At 64.2% G+C, this 19,487-nt stretch carries 18 protein-coding genes; 3 read left to right on the top strand and 15 right to left on the bottom strand.

Annotated features, from left to right (window positions below; genetic code table 11):
• Window positions 1–37: 37 nt before the first annotated feature.
• The 15 genes from FQU74_RS09335 to FQU74_RS09265 all read right to left on the bottom strand — a co-directional run bounded on the left by FQU74_RS09335 (window position 38) and on the right by FQU74_RS09265 (window position 17,819).
• The gene (locus FQU74_RS09335) at window positions 38–1,621 is read right to left on the bottom strand and encodes an ABC-F family ATP-binding cassette domain-containing protein (protein ID WP_146286116.1); all 1,584 of its coding nucleotides are present in this window, start codon (window positions 1,619–1,621) and stop codon (window positions 38–40) included.
• Between the two features lie 186 nt (window positions 1,622–1,807).
• Entirely contained in the window at window positions 1,808–3,313 is a 1,506-nt protein-coding gene (locus FQU74_RS09330; RefSeq protein WP_146286115.1) for a tripartite tricarboxylate transporter permease, read from the bottom strand.
• A 7-nt stretch (window positions 3,314–3,320) separates the two neighbouring features.
• Entirely contained in the window at window positions 3,321–3,785 is a 465-nt protein-coding gene (locus FQU74_RS09325; RefSeq protein WP_146286114.1) for a tripartite tricarboxylate transporter TctB family protein, read from the bottom strand.
• Window positions 3,786–3,841: 56 nt separating this feature from the next.
• The gene (locus FQU74_RS09320; RefSeq protein WP_146286113.1) at window positions 3,842–4,819 is read right to left on the bottom strand and encodes a tripartite tricarboxylate transporter substrate-binding protein; all 978 of its coding nucleotides are present in this window, start codon (window positions 4,817–4,819) and stop codon (window positions 3,842–3,844) included.
• Between the two features lie 203 nt (window positions 4,820–5,022).
• On the bottom strand, window positions 5,023–6,366 hold the full coding sequence (locus tag FQU74_RS09315; protein WP_146286112.1) for a sigma-54-dependent transcriptional regulator: 1,344 nt from the start codon (window positions 6,364–6,366) through the stop codon (window positions 5,023–5,025).
• A gap of 1 nt (window position 6,367) precedes the next feature.
• A complete protein-coding gene (locus FQU74_RS09310) occupies window positions 6,368–8,155 on the bottom strand; it encodes a sensor histidine kinase (RefSeq protein ID WP_158635566.1) in 1,788 nt (595 codons plus the stop codon).
• 105 nt (window positions 8,156–8,260) lie between these two features.
• Window positions 8,261–9,025 (bottom strand): ABC transporter ATP-binding protein, encoded by a 765-nt coding sequence (locus FQU74_RS09305; RefSeq protein ID WP_146286110.1) that lies wholly within the window; start codon window positions 9,023–9,025, stop codon window positions 8,261–8,263.
• On the bottom strand, window positions 9,022–10,062 hold the full coding sequence (locus FQU74_RS09300) for a FecCD family ABC transporter permease (RefSeq protein ID WP_146286109.1): 1,041 nt from the start codon (window positions 10,060–10,062) through the stop codon (window positions 9,022–9,024). Before FQU74_RS09300 ends, FQU74_RS09305 begins: the two co-directional genes overlap by 4 nt.
• Complete coding sequence (locus FQU74_RS09295) at window positions 10,059–11,069, bottom strand: ABC transporter substrate-binding protein (protein ID WP_146286108.1); 1,011 nt, start codon at window positions 11,067–11,069, stop codon at window positions 10,059–10,061. Before FQU74_RS09295 ends, FQU74_RS09300 begins: the two co-directional genes overlap by 4 nt.
• A 188-nt stretch (window positions 11,070–11,257) precedes the next feature.
• On the bottom strand, window positions 11,258–12,871 hold the full coding sequence (locus FQU74_RS09290; protein WP_146286107.1) for an FGGY-family carbohydrate kinase: 1,614 nt from the start codon (window positions 12,869–12,871) through the stop codon (window positions 11,258–11,260).
• Between the two features lies 1 nt (window position 12,872).
• Window positions 12,873–13,601, bottom strand: a complete 729-nt coding sequence (locus tag FQU74_RS09285) for an SDR family oxidoreductase (RefSeq protein WP_146286106.1) — start codon at window positions 13,599–13,601, stop codon at window positions 12,873–12,875.
• A 19-nt stretch (window positions 13,602–13,620) separates the two neighbouring features.
• Window positions 13,621–14,865: a sugar ABC transporter permease gene (locus FQU74_RS09280; protein ID WP_146286105.1), complete on the bottom strand. Its 1,245-nt coding sequence runs from the start codon at window positions 14,863–14,865 to the stop codon at window positions 13,621–13,623.
• Complete coding sequence (locus FQU74_RS09275) at window positions 14,862–15,671, bottom strand: ATP-binding cassette domain-containing protein (RefSeq protein ID WP_146286104.1); 810 nt, start codon at window positions 15,669–15,671, stop codon at window positions 14,862–14,864. Before FQU74_RS09275 ends, FQU74_RS09280 begins: the two co-directional genes overlap by 4 nt.
• 65 nt (window positions 15,672–15,736) lie before the next feature.
• Window positions 15,737–16,780 carry an ABC transporter substrate-binding protein gene (locus FQU74_RS09270; RefSeq protein ID WP_146286103.1) on the bottom strand — a complete coding sequence of 348 codons (1,044 nt, stop codon included), beginning with the start codon at window positions 16,778–16,780 and terminating at the stop codon, window positions 15,737–15,739.
• A 160-nt stretch (window positions 16,781–16,940) separates the two neighbouring features.
• Entirely contained in the window at window positions 16,941–17,819 is an 879-nt protein-coding gene (locus FQU74_RS09265; RefSeq protein WP_146286102.1) for a helix-turn-helix domain-containing protein, read from the bottom strand.
• Between the two features lie 271 nt (window positions 17,820–18,090).
• Here FQU74_RS09265 and FQU74_RS09260 point away from each other — a divergent pair, with 271 nt between their 5' ends.
• From FQU74_RS09260 to FQU74_RS09250, 3 genes are all read left to right on the top strand, one after another.
• Window positions 18,091–18,381, top strand: coding sequence for a ribbon-helix-helix domain-containing protein (locus FQU74_RS09260; RefSeq protein ID WP_146286101.1), 291 nt, complete (start codon window positions 18,091–18,093; stop codon window positions 18,379–18,381).
• A gap of 86 nt (window positions 18,382–18,467) precedes the next feature.
• A complete protein-coding gene (locus FQU74_RS09255) occupies window positions 18,468–18,863 on the top strand; it encodes a VOC family protein (RefSeq protein WP_146286100.1) in 396 nt (131 codons plus the stop codon).
• A gap of 46 nt (window positions 18,864–18,909) precedes the next feature.
• Window positions 18,910–19,479 carry a Twin-arginine translocation pathway signal gene (locus tag FQU74_RS09250; RefSeq protein ID WP_146286099.1) on the top strand — a complete coding sequence of 190 codons (570 nt, stop codon included), beginning with the start codon at window positions 18,910–18,912 and terminating at the stop codon, window positions 19,477–19,479.
• Window positions 19,480–19,487 lie beyond the last annotated feature (8 nt).

Here is a 19,487-nt window from a genome sequence, read left to right as displayed (position 1 = left end):
GTCTTGCACGGGCAACGGGCGCGCCTTGCATGTCCCGTCAAACCGGCAACCGCAGCGTCCAATCGGGCGCGAGTGACCTGATGAACGCGGCATCGTGGCTGATCGCCAGCACGGCGCCGTCATAAGTGGCGAGTGCCGCCTCCAGCGCGGTCAGCCCCTCCAGATCGAGGTGATTGGTGGGCTCGTCGAGGATCAGCAGCATGGGCGGGGGCAGGGCGCCCAGGGTACAGGCAAGCCCGGCGCACAGGCGCTCTCCCCCGCTCAGATCGCCCGCGCATCGCAGTGCGTCGCCTGCGCGGAAGCCAAAGCGCGCCAGCGCCGCCTGCGCGATCCCCGTATCCGAGGCCGGGTTCAGACGCATGAAATTGTCACGCAGCGTCATGGCAGGGTCCAGCAGCGTGACATGCTGATCCAGCACAGCATGGGAAACCAGCAGATCGACCCGACCGTACTGCGGCGCGATCTCACCAATGATCAACCGCAGCAGCGTGGTTTTTCCACTGCCGTTCGGTCCGGCAATAACGCCGCGTACGGGGCCTGTCATGGTCAAGGTCAGATCGCGGATGATCGGCTGGTCGGGGTCATATCCACCTGTCACGCATTCCAGCCGCAGAACCGTCCTGCCGCTTGCGAGGCCAGTCGGCGGGATGTCCATGCGAAGCGGCTGCAAGACCTCGATCCGTTCGCGGGCTGCAGAGAGCGCCGCCTCTGCGGCCTCGCGGCGGGCTTCGCGCAGACGCACGCCCGAGCCGCCAGATGCCTCGGCCCGACCTTTGGCCGCATCCATCAGGATCTTTGGCTGGCCGCCGTTTGACCGCGCCCGATGTCCCGCACCGTCCTTGCGGGCCTTTCGCTCGGTCGCCTGCTGGGCGCGGCGCGCAGTTTGGACGCTGGTTTTTTCGGCATGGGCAAGAGCCGCGCGCGCAGCCTCCATCTCTGTCGCCTTGTGCTCGCGGAAGGCGCTGTACCCCCCGCCGTATCGTGTTGCACCCAGAGAGGTCAGCTCGACGATGGCATCCATCTCCTCCAGCAACTCGCGGTCGTGGCTGACGATGATGGCACCACCATTCCAGCTGCGCAGAAGCTCGATCACGGCCTTTCGGCCCTCGCGGTCAAGGTTGTTCGTGGGTTCGTCCAGCAGCATGAAATCGGGATCGGCCAGGATCAGTGCGGCCAGAGAGGCGCGGCTGCGCTGGCCACCGGACAGGATTTGAAGTGGCGTCTGCGGGCCGACGTCAAGGCCGCATCGCAGCAGGGCGGCCTCTAGCCGCGCGGGCAGGGTCCAGTCCGCTGCGGCCAGTTCATCCGCATTGGCCAACCCGGATTCGGCCCGGTTCAGCAGATCAAGTGCGGCACGTGCGCCGAACAGGTCGGCGATGGTATCATCGGGTCGCACCAGTGCTTCTTGCCGGGTGCTGGCAATCGTGCCGGATATGCGGATCTGACCTGCCGATGGGTGCAGCTCGCCCGCGATCAGTCGCAGCAGCGTGCTCTTGCCAACGCCATTTCGCCCAACGAGTCCAGTTCGTTCGGCGGTAAAGCTTAGATCGATGTTTGTAAAAAGTGGCGTGCCGTCAGGGGTAGACCACGACAGGCCGGACAGGGAGATGGATGCAGGCATGGGACATTACTTCTCGCAGCGAAACCATAGGGTTAAAAGCGGCGAGGGTCATGTTCATGTCGTTGGCATCTCCGGTGTTCTGGTCCACAAAGATAGGCGCGTGCCGGCGATTATTCAAGTCAGGGGCAGACATGGAACTGCCGCGAAGGCGTTTCGGCCCTCGCGGCTTGATCGGCAGTGGGCGGGTCAGTCGGCCTCGACAAAGACCTCGTCACGCTTCTTGCGGATTGAAGGCAGCAGAACCACCACCAGCACACCGACCGTCAGGGCCAGCAGGACGGCGCTGATCGGGCGGGTCACGAAGATTGACGGATCGCCCCGCCCAAGGATCATCGCGCGGCGCAGGTTCTCTTCCAGCATCGGGCCCAGAACAAAGCCCAGAAGCAAGGGCGCAGGTTCGCAGCGCAGCTTGATCAGCGCATAGCCGAGCAGGCCGAAGAAGGCGACGGCGAACAGGTCATAGACGTTCGAGTTCACGGAATAGACCCCGATCGAGCAGAACGCCATGATGATGGGAAAGAGAACGTGGTAAGGCACCTTCAGAAGCCGCACCCAAAGCCCGATAAGCGGCAGGTTGAGCACCACCAGCATCAGGTTGCCGATCCACATGCTGGCAATGATCCCCCAGAACAGGGCGGGCTGTTCGGTGGCCACGTTCGGCCCCGGCACGATACCCTGAATGATCATCGCCCCCACCATCAGCGCCATCACCGGGTTTGCCGGAATGCCGAGCGTCAGCAGCGGAATGAAGCTGGTCTGTGCGCCCGCGTTGTTGGCGGATTCAGGGCCGGCCACCCCGGCAATCGCCCCCTGACCAAAGTCTTGCGGACGATCCGACAGCCGCTTTTCCATCGTGTAGGAGGCGAAAGAGGCAAGGACCGCCCCGCCGCCCGGCAGGATGCCAAGGATCGAGCCCAAGGCTGTTCCTCGCACCATCGGGGCGACCATCTGCTTCAGATCCTCACGCGTGGGGAACAGCCCGCCCAGATTGGTGCCAAGCACGGTCCGGTCCTGCTCGCCCTCAAGATTGCGCAGGATCTCGGCGATACCGAACACGCCCACGGCCAGCGCCACGAAGTTCAGCCCGTCTGCATATTCGGTGATACCAAGGGTAAAGCGCGGCGTTCCGGTGTAGATGTCGGTCCCGACAAGGCCCAGCAAAAGGCCCAGAACCACCATCGCCAGCGCCTTCAGGATCGATCCATGTGCAAGCGCGATGGCCGAGACGAGGCCCAGCACCATCAGGCTGAAATACTCGGCCGCACCAAACTTCAGCGCGATCACGGTAAGGGGCGGTGCGAAAAGCGCCACGAGCAGGGTCGCCACAGTACCCGCGAAGAAAGACCCGAGTGCCGCCACGGCGAGCGCAGTTCCGGCCTTGCCCCGGCGGGCCATCTGGTAGCCGTCAATGGCGGTGACGGCGGATGAGCTTTCGCCCGGCATGTTGATCAGGATTGCGGTCGTCGATCCGCCATACTGCGCGCCGTAGTAGATGCCCGCCAGCATGATCAGCGACGACACCGGTTCCAGCTGGAAGGTGATCGGCAGCAGCATCGCGATGGTCGCCGTCGCCCCGATGCCGGGTAGAACGCCGATGAGCGTGCCGAGGATCACCCCGATCAGGCAGAACAGCAGGTTTTCAGGGCTGGCCGCCGTCGCGAAGCCAAGGCCAAGGTTGGAAATCAGGTCCATGTTTGCCTCAGAAGCTCAGCCAAGGGCCAAAGCGCCGGAACGGCAGGCCAAGGGCGTATGAAAACACCAGCGTCGAGAAGATCGTGACCGCGATGGCAAGCAGGATTGCCCAGTGCGGGCGCATCTTGAGCGAGGCGAGCCCCGCGATCACCGTGGTCAGGAAGATCGCCGGCACGAAGCCAAGCCCGCGGACCGTCAGTCCGAAGAAGATCGGTGCAGGCAGGATGAAGAGCAGCCCGCGCCAGGCAAAGCTGCCCATGTCGCCGGGCTGATCGGTCTTGAAGGCGTTGAACAGCACCAAAAGCCCGAAGCACATCAGCACGCCAGACAGGATCAGAGGGAAGAACCCCGGCCCCATACGGAAGGCTGTGCCGAGTTCGAGGCCAAGGGACTGGCTGCCGAAGAACAGCCCGAACAGCAGGAAAAGAATGCCCGAGGCGGCATCTGCGCGGTCGATGGACGTGATTTTCATTGGGACCTCCGCCAGGTGGCAGGTGGGGCCGCACGCTGCCGCGCGGCCCTGCTCCATCAATCGGCATAGACGCCGGCGGTTTCGATCACCGGCTTCCAGCGCGCAATCTCGGCCTCGAGCTTGGCCTTCAGCCCGGCGGGCGTGGCGTCTGCGGCGGGTGAGGGTGCGGTGCCCAGTTCACCAAGCTTCTCTGCAATCCCCGGATCAGCCAGCGCAGATTGCAGCGAGGCAGAGAGACGCTCTACCACATCAGCCGGCGTGCCCTTCGGCGCGTAAAGACCATGCCAGACGGAGACCTCCATGCCGGGCATGCCGCCTTCGGACACGGTCGGAAGGTCGGGGAAGACGGCAAGACGGGCAGGGGTGGTCACGGCATAGGCCTTGATCGTACCGCCCTTGATCTGCTCGGTGGTGTTGGTGGTCTGGTCGCACATCAGGTCAATCTGCCCGCCCAGAAGCTCGGTCATCGCGGGGCCGGTGCCCTTGTAGGGAACTGTGACGATCGGGGCATCCAGCGCCTGCATGAACAGCATCCCGCACAGATGCGAGGCGGCCCCGATCCCGGCGTTTGCCATGGTGATGGTGTCGGCGTTTTCCTTGACGTAGGCGACAAGACCGGGGAAGTCCGTGGGCTCCAGATCCTTGCGCGCAACGATGGTCATCGGCACCTCGGTGACGAGGCCCACATATTCGAACGCCTCAAGCGGGTTGAAGGCGAGGTTGCGGTAGAGCGTGGGGCTGGTGGCCATGCCGATGTGATGCAGAAGGATGGTGTAGCCATCGGCCTCTGCCCCGGCGACCTGTCCGGCGCCCAGCGTGCCGCCCGCGCCGCCCACATTCTCGACGATGATCTGCTGGCCCAGATCGGCCGACATGCGTTCGGCGATCAGGCGGCCAACCGTATCGGTCGGCCCACCGGCCGAGAATGGCACGACCATGGTGATCTGGCGTTCGGGATAGGCTTGGGCAAAGGCTGCGGTGGTGGAAAGCAGCGTGCCGGCGGCAAGGCCGGCGAGCGTTTTGGTCAGCGTCATCATGTCCTCCCAGACGTGGCTGTAATCGCCCCGCGTGGTCTCCTCAGCCGCGCGGTTGGGAACATGAAGCCTTGGCAGGCCTGCGGTCGCAAAGGTCGCGCAGCCGTGTCGTGCCGGAAAATGCGTGCCTGAAGGGCGGCATGGGTGGAAAGGGTAACATACGCTGTTTCGCATGGGTGGATATCCACCCATCCGGCGCGGGGTCAGGCCTCTCCATCGTCTCCGTCGCGGATCAGGTGGCGGTCGAGGCCATGTTTCTGCATCTTTTCGTAGAGCGTCTTTCGGCTGATGCCGAGCGATTCATAGACCGGTCGCAGGCGCCCGCGATGGGCGGTGATGGCAGCCGCGATCACGCTGCGTTCGTATTCGGCGACGCGTTCGGCAAGTCGGGTGGCAGGGGCGCCCTCGGCTTCCAGCCAGTCGAGGCCCAGCACATGGCGTTCCGCCGCGTTGCGCAATTCGCGCACGTTGCCGGGCCAGTCGAGTGCTGTCATCTGTGCAAGCAGCGCGGGGTCGGGAAGACGATCCTCGACCCCGTGACGGGCAGCGGATTCCCGCAAGAGGTGAAGGAACAGCACCGGAATATCCTCGCGGCGGTTTGCAAGCGCTGGCAAGCGCAGGCTCGCGACGTTCAGCCGCCAGAACAGATCCTCGCGAAAGGCGCCTTGGGCCACGGCCTGTGCCAGATCGACCTTGGATGTCGCCAGAAAGCGCACGTCCAACGCAAGCGGATCGTTCGATCCCAGACGCAGGATCACCCGGTCCTGCAGCACGCGCAGCAGCTTTGCCTGCAATTCTAGCGGCATCGAGCCGATCTCGTCCAGAAGGATGGTGCCACCCCGCGCATGCTCGAACCGGCCAAACCGTGCGCGCATGGCCCCCGGAAAGGCGCCAGCTTCATGCCCGAAAAGCTCGCTTTCGATCAGGGTGGCGGGCAGGGCGGCGCAGTTGATGGCGACAAAGGGTTTTCCTGCGCGCGGGGAGAGATCATGCAGCGCCCGTGCGACCACCTCTTTGCCGGATCCGGTGGGACCGGTGATCAGAACATCGGTTTCGGATGGGCCGATGCTGCGAACCTGCCGGCGCAGATCGATCATGGCCGAGGACCTGCCGGGCAGCCGCGCCTCGATATCGTCATGTTGCCCCGCGACGGCGCGCAGGCGGCGGTTCTCGATCACCAGCGCACGGTGATCGAGCGCGCGTTTCAGCACCGCGCCGAAGGCCTGCATGGCAAAGGGCTTTTCGATGAAGTCATAGGCGCCGCGCCGCATCGCCTCGACCGCCAGCGCGACCTCGGCATGGCCCGTGATCAGGATCACCGGCAGGTCGGGGTCAATCTCTTGCAGGTGTTGAAGCAGGGTCATCCCATCCATGCCGGGCATGCGGATGTCGCTGACGACAACACCGTTCAACCCTGGCGCCGCGGTTCGCAACGCTTCTTCCGCGCTGGCAAAGGCGCGGACGTGGTGCCCAGCAAGCTCCAAGGCCTGTTCGGTGGACCGGCGCATCGCCTCGTCATCATCGATCAGCAGAACGGTCTGGGTCATGTCATTGTGCCGCCGGTTGCAGTGCCTTGGCCGCCTGCAGTATCACGGAAAACACCGCGCCCCCATCAGGATGATTTGCAACGCGCAGGTCGCCGCCAAAGTCCTTGACGATATTGTAGCTGATCGACAGGCCAAGCCCGAGCCCGCTGCCCACGGTCTTGGTGGTGAAGAACGGATCGAAGATACGGTCGACGATGGCCGGCGCCACGCCGGGTCCGTGGTCGCGGACCGTCAGTGTGACGGTATCGCCATCGGATGCTGCGGCAAGCTCGACCTCGCCCCCGGTGCTGTCCATCGCATCGGCGGCGTTGGACAGAAGGTTCACGATCACCTGCTGCAGCCGCACCGGCCCGCCCAGCACCATAGGCAGATCCTTTGGCAGTTTGTTCCTTACCTCGACGTTTGAGGCCCTGAGCCGGGTCTCTGCAACCTGCAGCGCGTCTGTCACCGCATCATGCAGCGAAAGCGTCTTCAGTGGCTCATTGGGCTTGCGCGCCACGTTGCGCAGGTGCCGCGCGATCGTGGCCATCCGGTCGATCAAGGACAGGATTTGCGCGATGTTGTCGCTGGCGCGGGGCAGGTCGCCCCTCTCGATCAACAGGGCCGCGCTGTCGGCGTAGTTGCGCGCCGCTGCAAGCGGCTGGTTGATCTCGTGGCTGAGCGCCGCCGACATGCGGCCGAGGGCTGCGAGCTTTCCGGCCTGAATCATGTCAGCCTGCATCCGGTGCAGCTCATCATTGGCATGGCGCAGGTCGGCGGTCCGTTCAGCCACCTGTCGTTCAAGCTCTGCCTGCGCGCGCGCCTGCAGGGCGATGCGTTCAGCCAGCCGCGCCCGGCGTTGCCAGAGCGCCCAGCCAAGCGAGAGCCCGATCCCCAAAAGCAGCGCAAAGGCCGCCACCGCAAGACGCACCTGCGCGCGGATGGGTCCGGTGTCGAAAAGTACGCGGACCGTCCAGCCGGCACCCGGCATCTCGCGGTTGACGGCAAGGTATTCGCGCGCGATCCCATCCGACCCGGCGAGCGTCACCAATGAGCGCCCGTTGTCAGCGGACTCGCGCTGACCCAAGGGGTAGAGCGGCGTATCGGCATAGCGGCGCGAGGTCTTGGTCCGCGCGATCCGATCCGGGGTCAGAGGCAGCAGGCCGCGATAGCGCCAGACAGGGTCAGTCGCCATGAAGACGATCCCATCGGGGTCAGTCACCAGCGTATGATGGGTCGAGGCGAGCCAGCCGGTTTCAAGATCGTCCACCCCGATCTTCAGGGCGACAACCCCCACGATCCGCCCCGCCCAGTCCCGCACGGGCGAGGCGAAGTAATAGCCCCGTACGCCTGAGGTCGTGCCAAGCCCGAAGAACTGGCCCGATCCACCGGCGATGGCTGTGGTGAAATAGGGCCGGTAGGTAAAGTTCTGGCCGACGAAGCTGTCGCTCTGATCAAAGTTCGATGCCGCGAGCGTCGTGCCATCGGGCGCGATCAGGTAGAGGTCGGAGGATTCGATGACCCGGTTGGTGTGTTTAAGCCAGAGGTTCATCTGCTCGATCCCCGCAGATCCCGGCGGAGTGGCAAGGAATGACCGGACCTCCACCTGGCGTGCGAGCAAGGCGGGCAGAACCTCATAGCGGCGCAGATGGCCTTCAAGCGCGTAGACAGTCTGGCGCAAGGTATTCTCGGCCGTCTCTTGCGCTTCCATGAAGGTCGAGGCGCGGACCAGACGCTCGACAGCAAAGACAAGCGCAAGGCAGAGCGCCGCACCCATCACCACCGTCCATATCCGCCGTGACCCCGTCAAAGCGCCGCGCCCCCATCCAGCGTTCCCCTGTGCCTAGAGATGCCGGAGTCAGCCCGCGTTGTATAGCGGCCTCGCAGATTGACGCGCCCTTCAGCACATGCGGCGTCAGCCGGTCTTGAAGCGAATATGCGGCCGGCCGGTCTGATCGATATTGTTGACCTCGGCCTGAACGCGGAAGATATCGCGCAGCAGGGACTGGGTCAGCACCTCGGCCGGCCGACCACAGGCCACCAGAACGCCGTTCTGCAACACGGCAATACGGTCGCAGAACAGCGCGGCAAGGTTCAGGTCGTGCAGCGCGACAATGCTGGTCAGGTCGAGGTCCCGTACCATCCGCAGGATCTCGATCTGATGGTGGATGTCGAGGTGGTTGGTCGGCTCGTCCAGAAACATGACACGCGGCGATTGGGCCAGCGCGCGGGCGATATGCACCCGCTGGCGTTCACCGCCCGACAGGGTCTGCCACGGTTGCGCGCGGCGATCCGTCATGTCGACGCGTTCCAGCGCGCTTGCGACGGCAAGTTCATCCACCGCCGACCAGCCCGAAAGGGCTGATCGATGTGGCGTCCGCCCCAAGCGCACGACATCGCGCACCGACACGTTGGTATCCGTCGCGGCATTCTGCTGGACGAAGGCCAATTGCCGCGCCAAGGCGCGTCGCGGGATCTGCGAAATATCCTGGCCGCTGATCTCGACCCGGCCCGACTGGGGGCGTCTGAGGCCCGCGAGCAGCCGCAGAAGCGAGGATTTGCCCGACCCGTTGGGGCCGATCAGCCCCAGCGTTTCCCCTTGCGCGACCGAAAGCGAGACATCTGACACAATGCGCTTGCGCCGGACGCCCCAGACCAGATTGCTGGCGACGACACTCATGTCTGCGGCCTCGAGCGGTAGAGGATGATTGCAAAGAACGGCACGCCCACCAACGCGGTGACGACCCCGATGGGAATGGTCTGCTGCGCCACGATCACGCGCGAGGCGATATCGGCCAGCACCATGAAGACGGCCCCCACCGCCGCGCAGGCGGGCAAGAGGCGCAGGTGCAGCGGACCAACCAGATGGCGCGCGGCATGTGGAACCACCAACCCGACGAAGCCGATGGAGCCCACCATGCTGACGATGGTCGCGGTCATCATCGCGGTAACGGCAAAGAGGATCAGCCGGATGCGTGCAACCGGCACGCCCAATGCGGCGGCATCCTCATCGCCAAACGTAAAGGCGTCGAGCGCGCGCGCCATCCAAAGACAGATCGCCAGACCGCAGATCACCACCGCGCACAGAAGCTGGAAGTCGGGCCATCGCACGCCGCCAAAACTGCCAAGAAGCCAGAACATCACGTCGCGCGCCTGCTGTGCATTGCCCGACGTGGTGACGACATAGGACGTCAGCGCGTTGAAGAGTTGCGATGCTGCAACCCCTGCGAGGATCGTGTGGTTCGGCCCGCTCGTAGCACCGTTCGACAAGATCGCGACGAGGGCGAAGGCCGCAAAGGCCCCCGCGAATGCCCCCGCCGACAGCGAAAGGCTGCCCGCCCCGATGCCCAGCACGATCACGCAGACCGCCCCTGTCGAGGCCCCCGCCGAGACGCCCAGCACAAAGGGCTCGGCCAGCGCGTTGCGCAGCAGCGCCTGCAGGATCGCGCCGCAGATCGCAAGCCCGGCCCCCGCCAGAGCGGCGACCAAGGCCCGGCTTAACCGCAGATCCCAGACAACACTTTCCTCGATTGGCGGAATATCGGCCCCGGTCAGCCCCAGTCCGTTGGTAATCGCAAGTGTGACGGTGCGAAGACCGATGCTGTAGTCGCCTATGGCGGTCGCAAGCGCGACCGCAAAGGCAAGGACAGCAAGGACAAGCACCAAGAAGAGGGCGAGCCAACCCGCCCCGCTTCCGGTTTCATCAGAGGGTGTCACGGCAGATCAAGGGTCTTGAGTTGCGACGCCAGTTCTTCCGCGCCGTAAAGCGTGCGGATGCTCGGGTTCATGGCGGCCCCGCTCATCACCACGATCCGTCCGGATTTGACTGCCTCCATCTGGCTGACGGTCGGGTCAGAAGTCAGGAAGCCGACTTTCGTCTTTGCATCGTCCAGATCCCAGCGGTTGCGGTCAACCTGCGCCGCGACAAAGACGGTCGGGTTTGCGGCCATGATGCCTTCCCAGCCCAGCGTCGGCCATTCCGCGTCGGTCTGGATGGCGTTCGTGCCCCCCAGAAGATCGGCGATGTATCCCGACGGGCCATTGCCGCCGCCCAGATAGGCGTCGTCCGCAGGCGAGGGGCTCGAGAACCAGAAGAGGAAGGTCAGATTGTCTTTCTTCGCGAACTCTTGCCGAAGCGCTGCCTCGCGCGCCTTGAAGTCGGCAATCAGCGCCTGTCCGCGATCAGCCACGTCAAAGATGCGCGAAAGATCGTCGATCTCCTTGTAGAGCAGATCCATCGTCCAGAGCTTGTCACGGCTGCCATAGGCGTCTGTCGTGGTGTCCGTGGTGGTGCAGGCACTGGGCGAGAGGTAGGTCGGGATGCCGAGCCCCTCAAAATCCTCGCGCTTGGCGACCTTGCTGTCGGGCCCCATCAGGGTGACGAGCATGGCCGGCACGAAATCGGGTTGCTTGGACAGCACTGCCTCCAGCGTCGGGAATTCAACTGTCAGAACCTCGACCTTGCTGTTCGCGGCTTCCAGCTCTGGCAGAACCTTGTTCGGCCAGAAGGCGGTTGCTGCCATACGGTCCTCAAGTCCAAGCAGCAGCAGGATTTCTGCGCTGTTCTGCCCAAGCGCTACGGTGCGTTCTGGCGCCTTGGCAAAGGTAACCTGCTGGCCGCAATTCTCGATTGTCAGGGGGTAGGTCGTCGGCTCTGCCTGCACAGAGGTGCAAAGAACTGCAGCAGCGACGCCACCGAGCACTGCGGGGCTTTTGTTCCACATGATGGTATTCCGTTTATCCGACTATAATTGTCGGCTTCTCGTATTGCGCCGCTATGTGGAAATCAATACTAAATCAGTCGGAAATAAGAATCCGTGTCAACCCTCCGGCGAAGGCGGAGGCACAGATCGACGGGGCAGGTGCCTGATCGGGGCGCCGCCGCCGTCGATGTCGTTCCGGTCATTGCCCGTCAACGCAGGGCCGCGCGCAAGTCCCGTGCAGCACCTTGCAGTGCGGCGAAGGCCTCGAACCGTGCGGCATGCAGCCTTGCCAACTCTCCGTCCGCCGGAACAAAGAGCTGCGCATCGCCCGTCATCGCGGACATGGCGGTCGCGGCATCCGGGTGCAGCCCGGATGCGATGGCCGCCAGCATGGCGGAGCCCAGCAAGATTGGCTCGGGCGCGGTGGGCAGGGCAACCGGAACGCCCGTGCTGTCGGCAAGCATCTGGCAGGCGAGGTCGCTCTGCGCCGCACCGCCGCTGGCGATGATGGCCTCGATGCGGATGCCCTGACCGTTGAAGCGATCCAGCAATTGCCGAAGCCCATAGCCAATGCCTGAAAGTCCGGCCAGATAGAGCGCCGCGAGGCTACCCATCCCGCGATCAAGGCCCAGCCCCGCGATCACCGCCCGCGCATCCGGCTCTGCAAAGGGAGAGCGGTTTCCAAGGAACTCGGGCACCACCACGATCTCGGCGGCGGCGCGGATCGTGTCCGAAAGCGTGGGACCCAGGGTGGCGGCATGGCGCGCGACGTAAGAGATCAGCGAAACCCCGTTCGCCTCGGCCTCACGGGAAATGGCTTCGGCGTCGCGATGCAGGTGCACCAGATGATCCAGCGCCGCGCCCGCCGCGGATTGGCCGCCCTCGTTCAGCCAGAGGTCGGGCAGCATTGCGCCGAAGTAGGGGCCCCAGACCCCCGGAACAGGCGTCGCCGCGCGCGTCGATGCCATGGTGCAGGCAGAGGTGCCGAAGATATAGGCGAGCCTTCGCGTCGGGTCCTCGGTCACGCCCGGAAGGCGCGCGCCGAGCGTGCCCAGCCCCCCGGCATGGGCGTCGATCAGCGCTGCGGCGACCGTGACGCCCTGATGCAGCCCAAGGTCGGCCGCCGCCTTTGCGGTCAGCCCGCCAAGCGCGGTGCCCGGCGGGACGACTTCGGTCCCGATGCGCGCAAAGCCCTCGTCTGCCAGCGCCCCCAGGCCGATGGCGTGGAAGTAGCGCGCATCCCAACGGCCCTCATGCGCAAGATAGGTCCATTTGCAGGTCACCGTGCAGGAAGATCGCGCAAGCTGCCCGGTTGCACGCCATGTCAGATAATCAGACAGGTCAAGGAAATGCGCGGCCTTTGCAAAGGACTGCGGCATGTGCCGTGCCAGCCACAACAGCTTTGGCGTCTCCATCTCGGGCGAGATCCGGCCGCCGACATAGTCAAGCACCGCATGGCCGCCTGCATTGATTTCACTCGCCTCGGCATGGGCGCGGTGGTCCATCCAGACGATGACGTTGCGCTGAGGATCGCCCGAAGGGCCCACCGGCACGCCTTCGCCATCCTTGCCGACGACGACAAGCGAGCATGTGGCATCAAAGCCGATGCCGCGGATTGCCTGCGGCGCAACATCGGCGGCGGCTAGCGCCCCGCGAACGGCACGAGAAACTGCGTCCCATATCTGGTCCGACGATTGCTCGACGATCTCACCCGGTTCCTGCCACATGGTCACGGGGTGCTTTCCGACGCCAAGCAGGCGGCCCGTGTCATCGAAGACACCTGCCCGCGCAGACCCCGTTCCGACATCGACACCGATCAGCATCTTACAGGTCCACCGTGTTGGGCAGGATCACCAGATCGCGCACGACCACGCCCTTGCGGCGGGTCAGCATGAAGACCACCGCCTCGGCCACTTCGACCGGTTGCATCAGGCTCCCATTGGCCAGCGCCTCTTCCATCTTGGCCTTTGGCCAGTCGTCCAGAAGTGCCGTGACCACCGGGCCGGGCAGCACCGCACCCACGCGGATGCCATGCGGCGCGAGCTGCCGGCGGATCGTGTGGGCAAAGGCCTGAACGGCGAATTTCGAGGCGGTGTAGATCGGTTCCCACACCACGGGCACGACACCGGCGATCGAAGAGGTCAGCACGATGTCCCCCGTCTGCCGTTCAATCATGTGGGGGAGGACCGCATGGATCGAACGGAAGGCCGCGTTGATGTTGAGGTTCAGCATGCGGTCCCAGCTGTCGGGATCGCCCTCTTGCACGGGGCCGCCGATATAGGCCCCGGCATTGGCGTGAAAGATGTCGAGGTGCCCGGTCAGCGCAAGGATCCGGGGCAGCATGCCCGACACCTGCGCGCCATCCAGAAGGTCGACCACAAGGGGCAGGGCGCTCGGCCCAAGTTCAGCGCAGAGCGCTTGCAGCCGGTCCTCGGCCCGGTCGATCAGCACGACCCGCGCCCCCTCTGCCAGCAGCGCGCGCGCGCACTCCAGCCCGATCCCCGAGGCCGCGCCGGTGATCGCGGCCACTTTTCCCGTCATACGTCCGGTCATCATTCTGCTCCGTTGATGCTTAGCCACGGCCATGGCTGACGCGCGACTGGCGTGCCAGGCTGTCAACGATCACGGCGATGGCAAGGACGCCGCCGGTGATCATGTAGCGAAGGGACGACGACAGGTTCAGCAGCGTCAGCCCGTTGGAAATGGCCTGGATCACGATGATCCCAAGCACCGCCGACCAGGCGCTGCCCCGTCCGCCGAAAAGGCTGGTGCCACCGATCACTGCCGCCGCGATGGCGTTCAGGTTGACGTCGCCCGTGCCCGCCTGCTGGCTGGAAGAGGCAAGCCGCGCCGCCGAGAGGATCCCGCCCAGTGCCGCAAGGGTGGAGCAGAGCATGAAGGCCGACAGGTAGATGCGGCGCACGTTGATCCCCGATCGGCGCGCGGCCTCGCGGTTGCCGCCGACGGCAAACATCGACCGGCCCCATTGGGTGCGCGTCAATCCGTAGTTCAGGATCACGGCAAGAAGGACGAACAGGCCAAACATCACCGGCACGCCCCGACCGAGGTGCAGGTAGTAGATCGCGCCTTCCAGACCAACCGTCAGCGCCGCAGCCTTCAGCACCAGCCGCCCAAGCGGTTGTGCCGAAAGCCCCGCCGCCGTGCGCTGCCGCATCACCGACAGACCGACCCAGACCATGACAGCGCCGGGCAGAAGGCCGAGAAGATAGGACAGCCAGGCAGGAAGGATCCACAGCTGGCCAAAGCCCACCAGTGCCGATGCAAACGGCAGGTTGATCGAGCCGGTGGGGCCGAGGATGTAAAGCTGCAGGCCCAGAATTGCCAGCAGACCGGACAGGGTAGAGACGAAGCTGGGCATCCCAAGCCGGTTGTAGAGCGTCGCATAGACCGCCCCGATCATTGCGCCCGTTGCAAGCGCCGCAACGATGGCAAGCGGCAGAGAGACCCCTGCATTGACCCACAGCACCCCGATCATCGCCGAGGCAAGGCCGCTCATCGAGCCGACCGACAGGTCGATCTCGCCCAGCATGAGCACGCAGACGATCCCGAGCGAGATCACACCCACGGTCGCGCAGTCAAAAAGCAGGTTCACAAGGTTATTGGGGGCCAGAAACACCGGGTTGAGCGCCGAGAAAACGGTCGAGATCAGCACGAGGCCGACGATGACCGGCAGCATTCCCAGATCGCCCGAACGCAGCCGGTCGGTAAAGTCGCGGATCGCCCCCTTCAGGCTGTCGTCATGGCGCACCCGCGCATCGGCGCGGTCAAGCGTGGTCTTGTCATTGTCGGTCGTCATGCAGTGGTTCCCCCTGCTTCGGCAGCCAGCCGCCCCTGCCGCCGCGAGACGGAGTTTTCCGTGGCACCGGTAATGGCCGCGACGAGGTCCTGGTTCGAGGTTTCGGGCGTGAAGACGCCATTGTTCCGGCCAAGGCGCAGCACGACGATCCGGTCGGCCACGGCGCGCACGTCTTCCATATTGTGGCTGATGATGATGACGCCCAAGCCCCGGTCGCGGACGCGCTCGATCAGGTTCAGCACCTCGGCGGTCTGGGCCACGCCAAGTGCGGCGGTGGGTTCGTCCAGCATGATGATGCGCGGATCAAGCAGCAGCGACCGGGCGATGGCCACGGTCTGGCGCTGTCCGCCCGACAGCGAGGCGATGGGCTCGCGGACCGAGGGGATACGCGCGGCAAGCTCTTTCAGCAGTGTCCAGGCGCGGACCTCCATCTGCACCTCGTCCAGCCGCCAGGGCGAAAGCTCGTGCCCCAGGAACAGGTTCGCGACGACATCGAGGTTCTCGCACAAGGCGAGGTCCTGAAAGACCGTGGCGATGCCCATTTCCAGTGCCTTGGCGGGGCTGTCGAGCGTCACGGGGCGACCCATGTATTCGATGCTGCCCGCCGTGGGTTGGTGGACACCCGCAAGCACCTTGACCAGCGTCGATTTCCCCGCGCCGTTGTCGCCCACAAGCGCCACGACTTCGCCTGCGTGGATGTCCAGCTCGATGTCGGTCAACGCCGAGACGGCGCCAAATCGTTTTGTTACGCCGCGCAGAGACAGGATGCGCTCTCCCTTGGCGGGCAGTCTTTCGCGTGCCTGCATGTTGGTCGTTCTCCCCGGTCTTGGGTGGTGTCCGGCCCCGGCATACGGGACCGGACGGTCATGGGTTACTGGGTGATCCCAAGGGCCTTGCAGCCCTCGGCGTATTCGCCGGTGCAGACTTCCTCGGGGGTATTGATCCCCTTGTCGAAGATCTCGGCCTTGATGTTCTCGGCGGTCACGACAGCCGGCACGAACAGCTCGGACGGGGTATCATAGAGTGTGGTCTTGGCCTCGGGCGTTTCTCCCTTGAGGAAGGTTACGGCAACATTCGCCGCCGCTGCCGCCACGATCTCCGAAGGTTTGGAGATGGTGTTGTACTGATCGCCCGAGATGATCAGTTGCAGTGCCGCGATGGTCGCGTCATTGCCGGTGACCGGCGGAACCGGATCGACGCCCGCCGCCTTGAAGGCCGCGATCGCGCCACCGCCAGTGCCGTCATTCGCGGCGACCACGCCCACGATGTCGGCGCCAAAGCGGGTGATCTGGCCGGCTGCCCATTGCTGCGCTTCTGGCGGTGCCCAGTCGGGAGTGTCGAATTCGGCCAGCGTCTTGTAGGCCGATGCGTCCAGCGCCGCGTCAATGCCGTCCCGGATCAGTCCGGCGGCCGCATCGGTCGGCGAGCCGTTGATCTGCAGAACGCCCGCGCCGTCCGGCACGCCCTTTGCCTTCAGGTGGTCGACCAGCGATTGCGCGATGGCCTGGCCAATGCCCTTGTTGTCGAAGGACACATAGTAGTCGGCCGGCGTGCCGGGGATCGGACGGTCATAGGCGATGACCTTCACCCCTTGCGACTGCGCCAGCGTAACCAGCGCCGCAGCGGCCGAACTGTCGACCGGGTCCAGCACGATGACCTTGGCGCCCTGCGCCAGTACCGAGTTGAACTGTTGCTGCTGCAGCGCCACATCGGCGTTGGCGTTCTGATAGATCACGGTGCAATCGGGGCAGAGCTTGCCCATCTCGGCCTTGAAGCCCGGGTAGTCGTGCTCTTCATAGCGGGTTGATGCCTGATCGGGCATCAGGAAGGCAACGGTCGCGGCCTCCTGGGCCATGGCTGCCCCCGCGAACATGGCCATGGCAGTGCCAGCCAGAAGGGTGGTGGTGGTTTTCATCGGTTCTCTCTCCCTAGCGTTGACATTAGTCTCTCCCGGCCGTCCGTAGTCGACAGGGGCAGTTCCCGGTTGCGCTTTGCCATGCCCTGCGTCGGGCAAAAACCGGCCGTGCTGCGCACCGGTTGGTCGGGCGCGGCCAGTCATTCGCAATGTCGTTCAGTCAGGCCGCCACGGGCCGGTTGTCCTGCAAAAGCGCGCGGAACCGTGACGGTGGCATTCCTTTCCTGCGAAGGAATTGCCGGTTGAAGTTTGACAGGTTGTTGAAACCTGTGGCGTAGCAGATGTCGGTCACACTTGTGTCGGTGTCATTCATCAACAGTTGGCAGGCCAGATTGATCCGCAGCCGGTTGACGTATTCGACCACGCCCATCCCGGTATGCTTGCGAAAGCTGCGCGAGAAGGCGGCGGGCGTCATCCCGGCGGTTGCGGCCAGATCGACCTCACCAAAGTCTTCGGTCAGGTTCTGATTGATGAAGGCCAGCGCCTTGTTGACCCCTGCCGTCATGAAGCCTGACGGATCAGGCAGATAGGTGTCTGACGCCAGCGCCCGCGCGCCCGCATCGGCAGCAAGATTGGCCAGCAGGTCAAGGAACAGGCTCGCCCGTCTCGGCCCTTTGGCTTGAACCAGTTCGGCCAGGATCGGCGCGCAGATTTCAGAGCAGGCGGCAGAGAAAAGTGCCCCCCTCCGGCTCAGGTCAAAGAGCGCAGAAAACCCGCCTGTGTCGGGAAACAACTCTGCGATCCGCAGAAGCAGTTCTTCGGGGAACTGAAGCACGCGGTTGCGCAGCGGCACGATCGTGCCTTCGGGCACATCCGAGATCCAGTTGTGCGGCAGGTTCGGCCCGGTCAGCACCAGATTGCCCGGTCCAAATTCACCGATGAAGTCGCCGATGTAGTAGCGCCCCGAGGTCGCGACGACATAGTGCACCTCCATCTCGGGGTGAAAATGCCAACGGACCGTGTGATAGGGATAGCCATGTTCCCAGGCCTTGAAGGACTGTCCCTGTCCGATCTGGACGACTTCGAGATCCGGTTTCATGCGCTCCTCCCAGTTTCCCCGCGTCTCCCCCTCGCGGCACAGGGAAGGTCTGGACCCGCCCTGCCAGATCACTCTGCCGCAAAGAAACGGGGGTGACTACCACAGCAGAGCATGCCCAGTGATACTTTTTTGACTTTCTGCACTGCAGAATTATCAAATTTGGTGCTCTGCGCGTCCGAATTCCAACGCGATCGGCGCAGCAAGTGCACACCTAAGCGTATGTTGACGATTCGCCATGGAGGACTAACCTCATCTCCGGGAGGATCAAGCCATGTGCCAGATATTCGCCGGTCAAGACCCCGTCCGTTATGAATCGGTGACCCGCCGCCTGCGCCTGAACGGACAATCCACCTCGATCCGGCTGGAACGCGCCTTCTGGGTCATTCTGGACCAGATCGCTGCGAAAGAAGGCGTGTCGACCCCGGCATTCCTGTCGAAGCTCCACTCTGAGGTGCTGGAACAGCAGGGTGAGGTGACCAATTTCACCTCGCTTTTGCGCTGTGCCTGCACAATCCATCTGGGCGAATACGAACAGATTCCAAGGCTCGCCGCGGCTGAGTAGGAAAATTCTGCTGTAGTAACCCCCTACTACCCCGGCAAAAATTGGTTCTGTAATCTTACCAAAGCTGCACAGGTTTTGGAGGACACATGGCCAAGGCAATCCATTCGATGATCCGCGTGCTGGAGGAGGCACGTTCGGTCGCGTTCTATGATCTGGCCTTTGGGCTCAAGGTGGCCGACCGGCTGGACTTCGACAGCTTCACGCTGATCTATCTGTCCAATGCCGAATGCGGGTTCGAGCTTGAGCTGACGGTGAACAAGGGCCGGACCGAACCCTACGACCTGGGCAATGGATATGGCCATTTCGCGGTCAGCGTCGACGATGTCGCAGCCGAGCATGCCCGCCTGACCGAAGCGGGGCTTGCGCCACGCAATGTGGTCGATTTCAGAAATGGCGATGTGACGGTGGCGAAGTTCTTCTTCATCGCCGACCCCGATGGCTACCAGATCGAAGTCATCCAGCGCGGCGGCCGCTTCCAGTAGGCGACGCTGTTTTCCTGCACCGTTTCAAAGTCTTAGGGAGGAGACCATGAAACATTCCCGGGCCAAACGCCCCGATATCCGCAACCCGATCCGCAGTCCGGGGCCCGAACTTGCCGGGCTTACCCGTCGCGCCCTGCTGCAACGCGCCTTCGCCGCCGGCGCCCTTACCGTCGTGGGGGCGGGCTTCATCGCCGCCCCGAATGCGGCCTGGGCGCTGGAGGTCACGACCATCAAGCCTGAACAGATGGCCGCGCTGGTGCAGATGGCGCGTGACATCTACCCGCATGACCGCATCGCCGACGCCTTCTACGCGGTCGCCGTCAAAGGTTACGACAGCGCCGATCAGAAGGCGCTGGTCGATGAGGGGGTGGCGGCCTTGAACGCCGCGGCCCAAGCCCAGGGCCACGCCGATTACGTCAGTATCGGCTGGGAGGAAGACCGGGTGAAGGTACTGCAGGCGATCGAGACCACGCCCTTCTTTCAGACCGTTCGCGCGGGGCTCGTGACCGGGCTCTACAACCAGAAAGACATCTGGCCGCTGTTTGGCTACGAAGGCGAGTCCTTCTCGCAGGGTGGCTACATCGAACGTGGTTTCGACGACATCGACTGGCTGTGAGGAGAGAC

Origin of the sequence: Gemmobacter aquaticus, from assembly GCF_007859075.1 — a bacterium.
Classification (GTDB): domain Bacteria; phylum Pseudomonadota; class Alphaproteobacteria; order Rhodobacterales; family Rhodobacteraceae; genus Gemmobacter; species Gemmobacter aquaticus.
The sequence above is the reverse complement of the archived record's forward strand: the minus strand, read 5'-3'. Positions and strand labels throughout refer to the sequence as shown.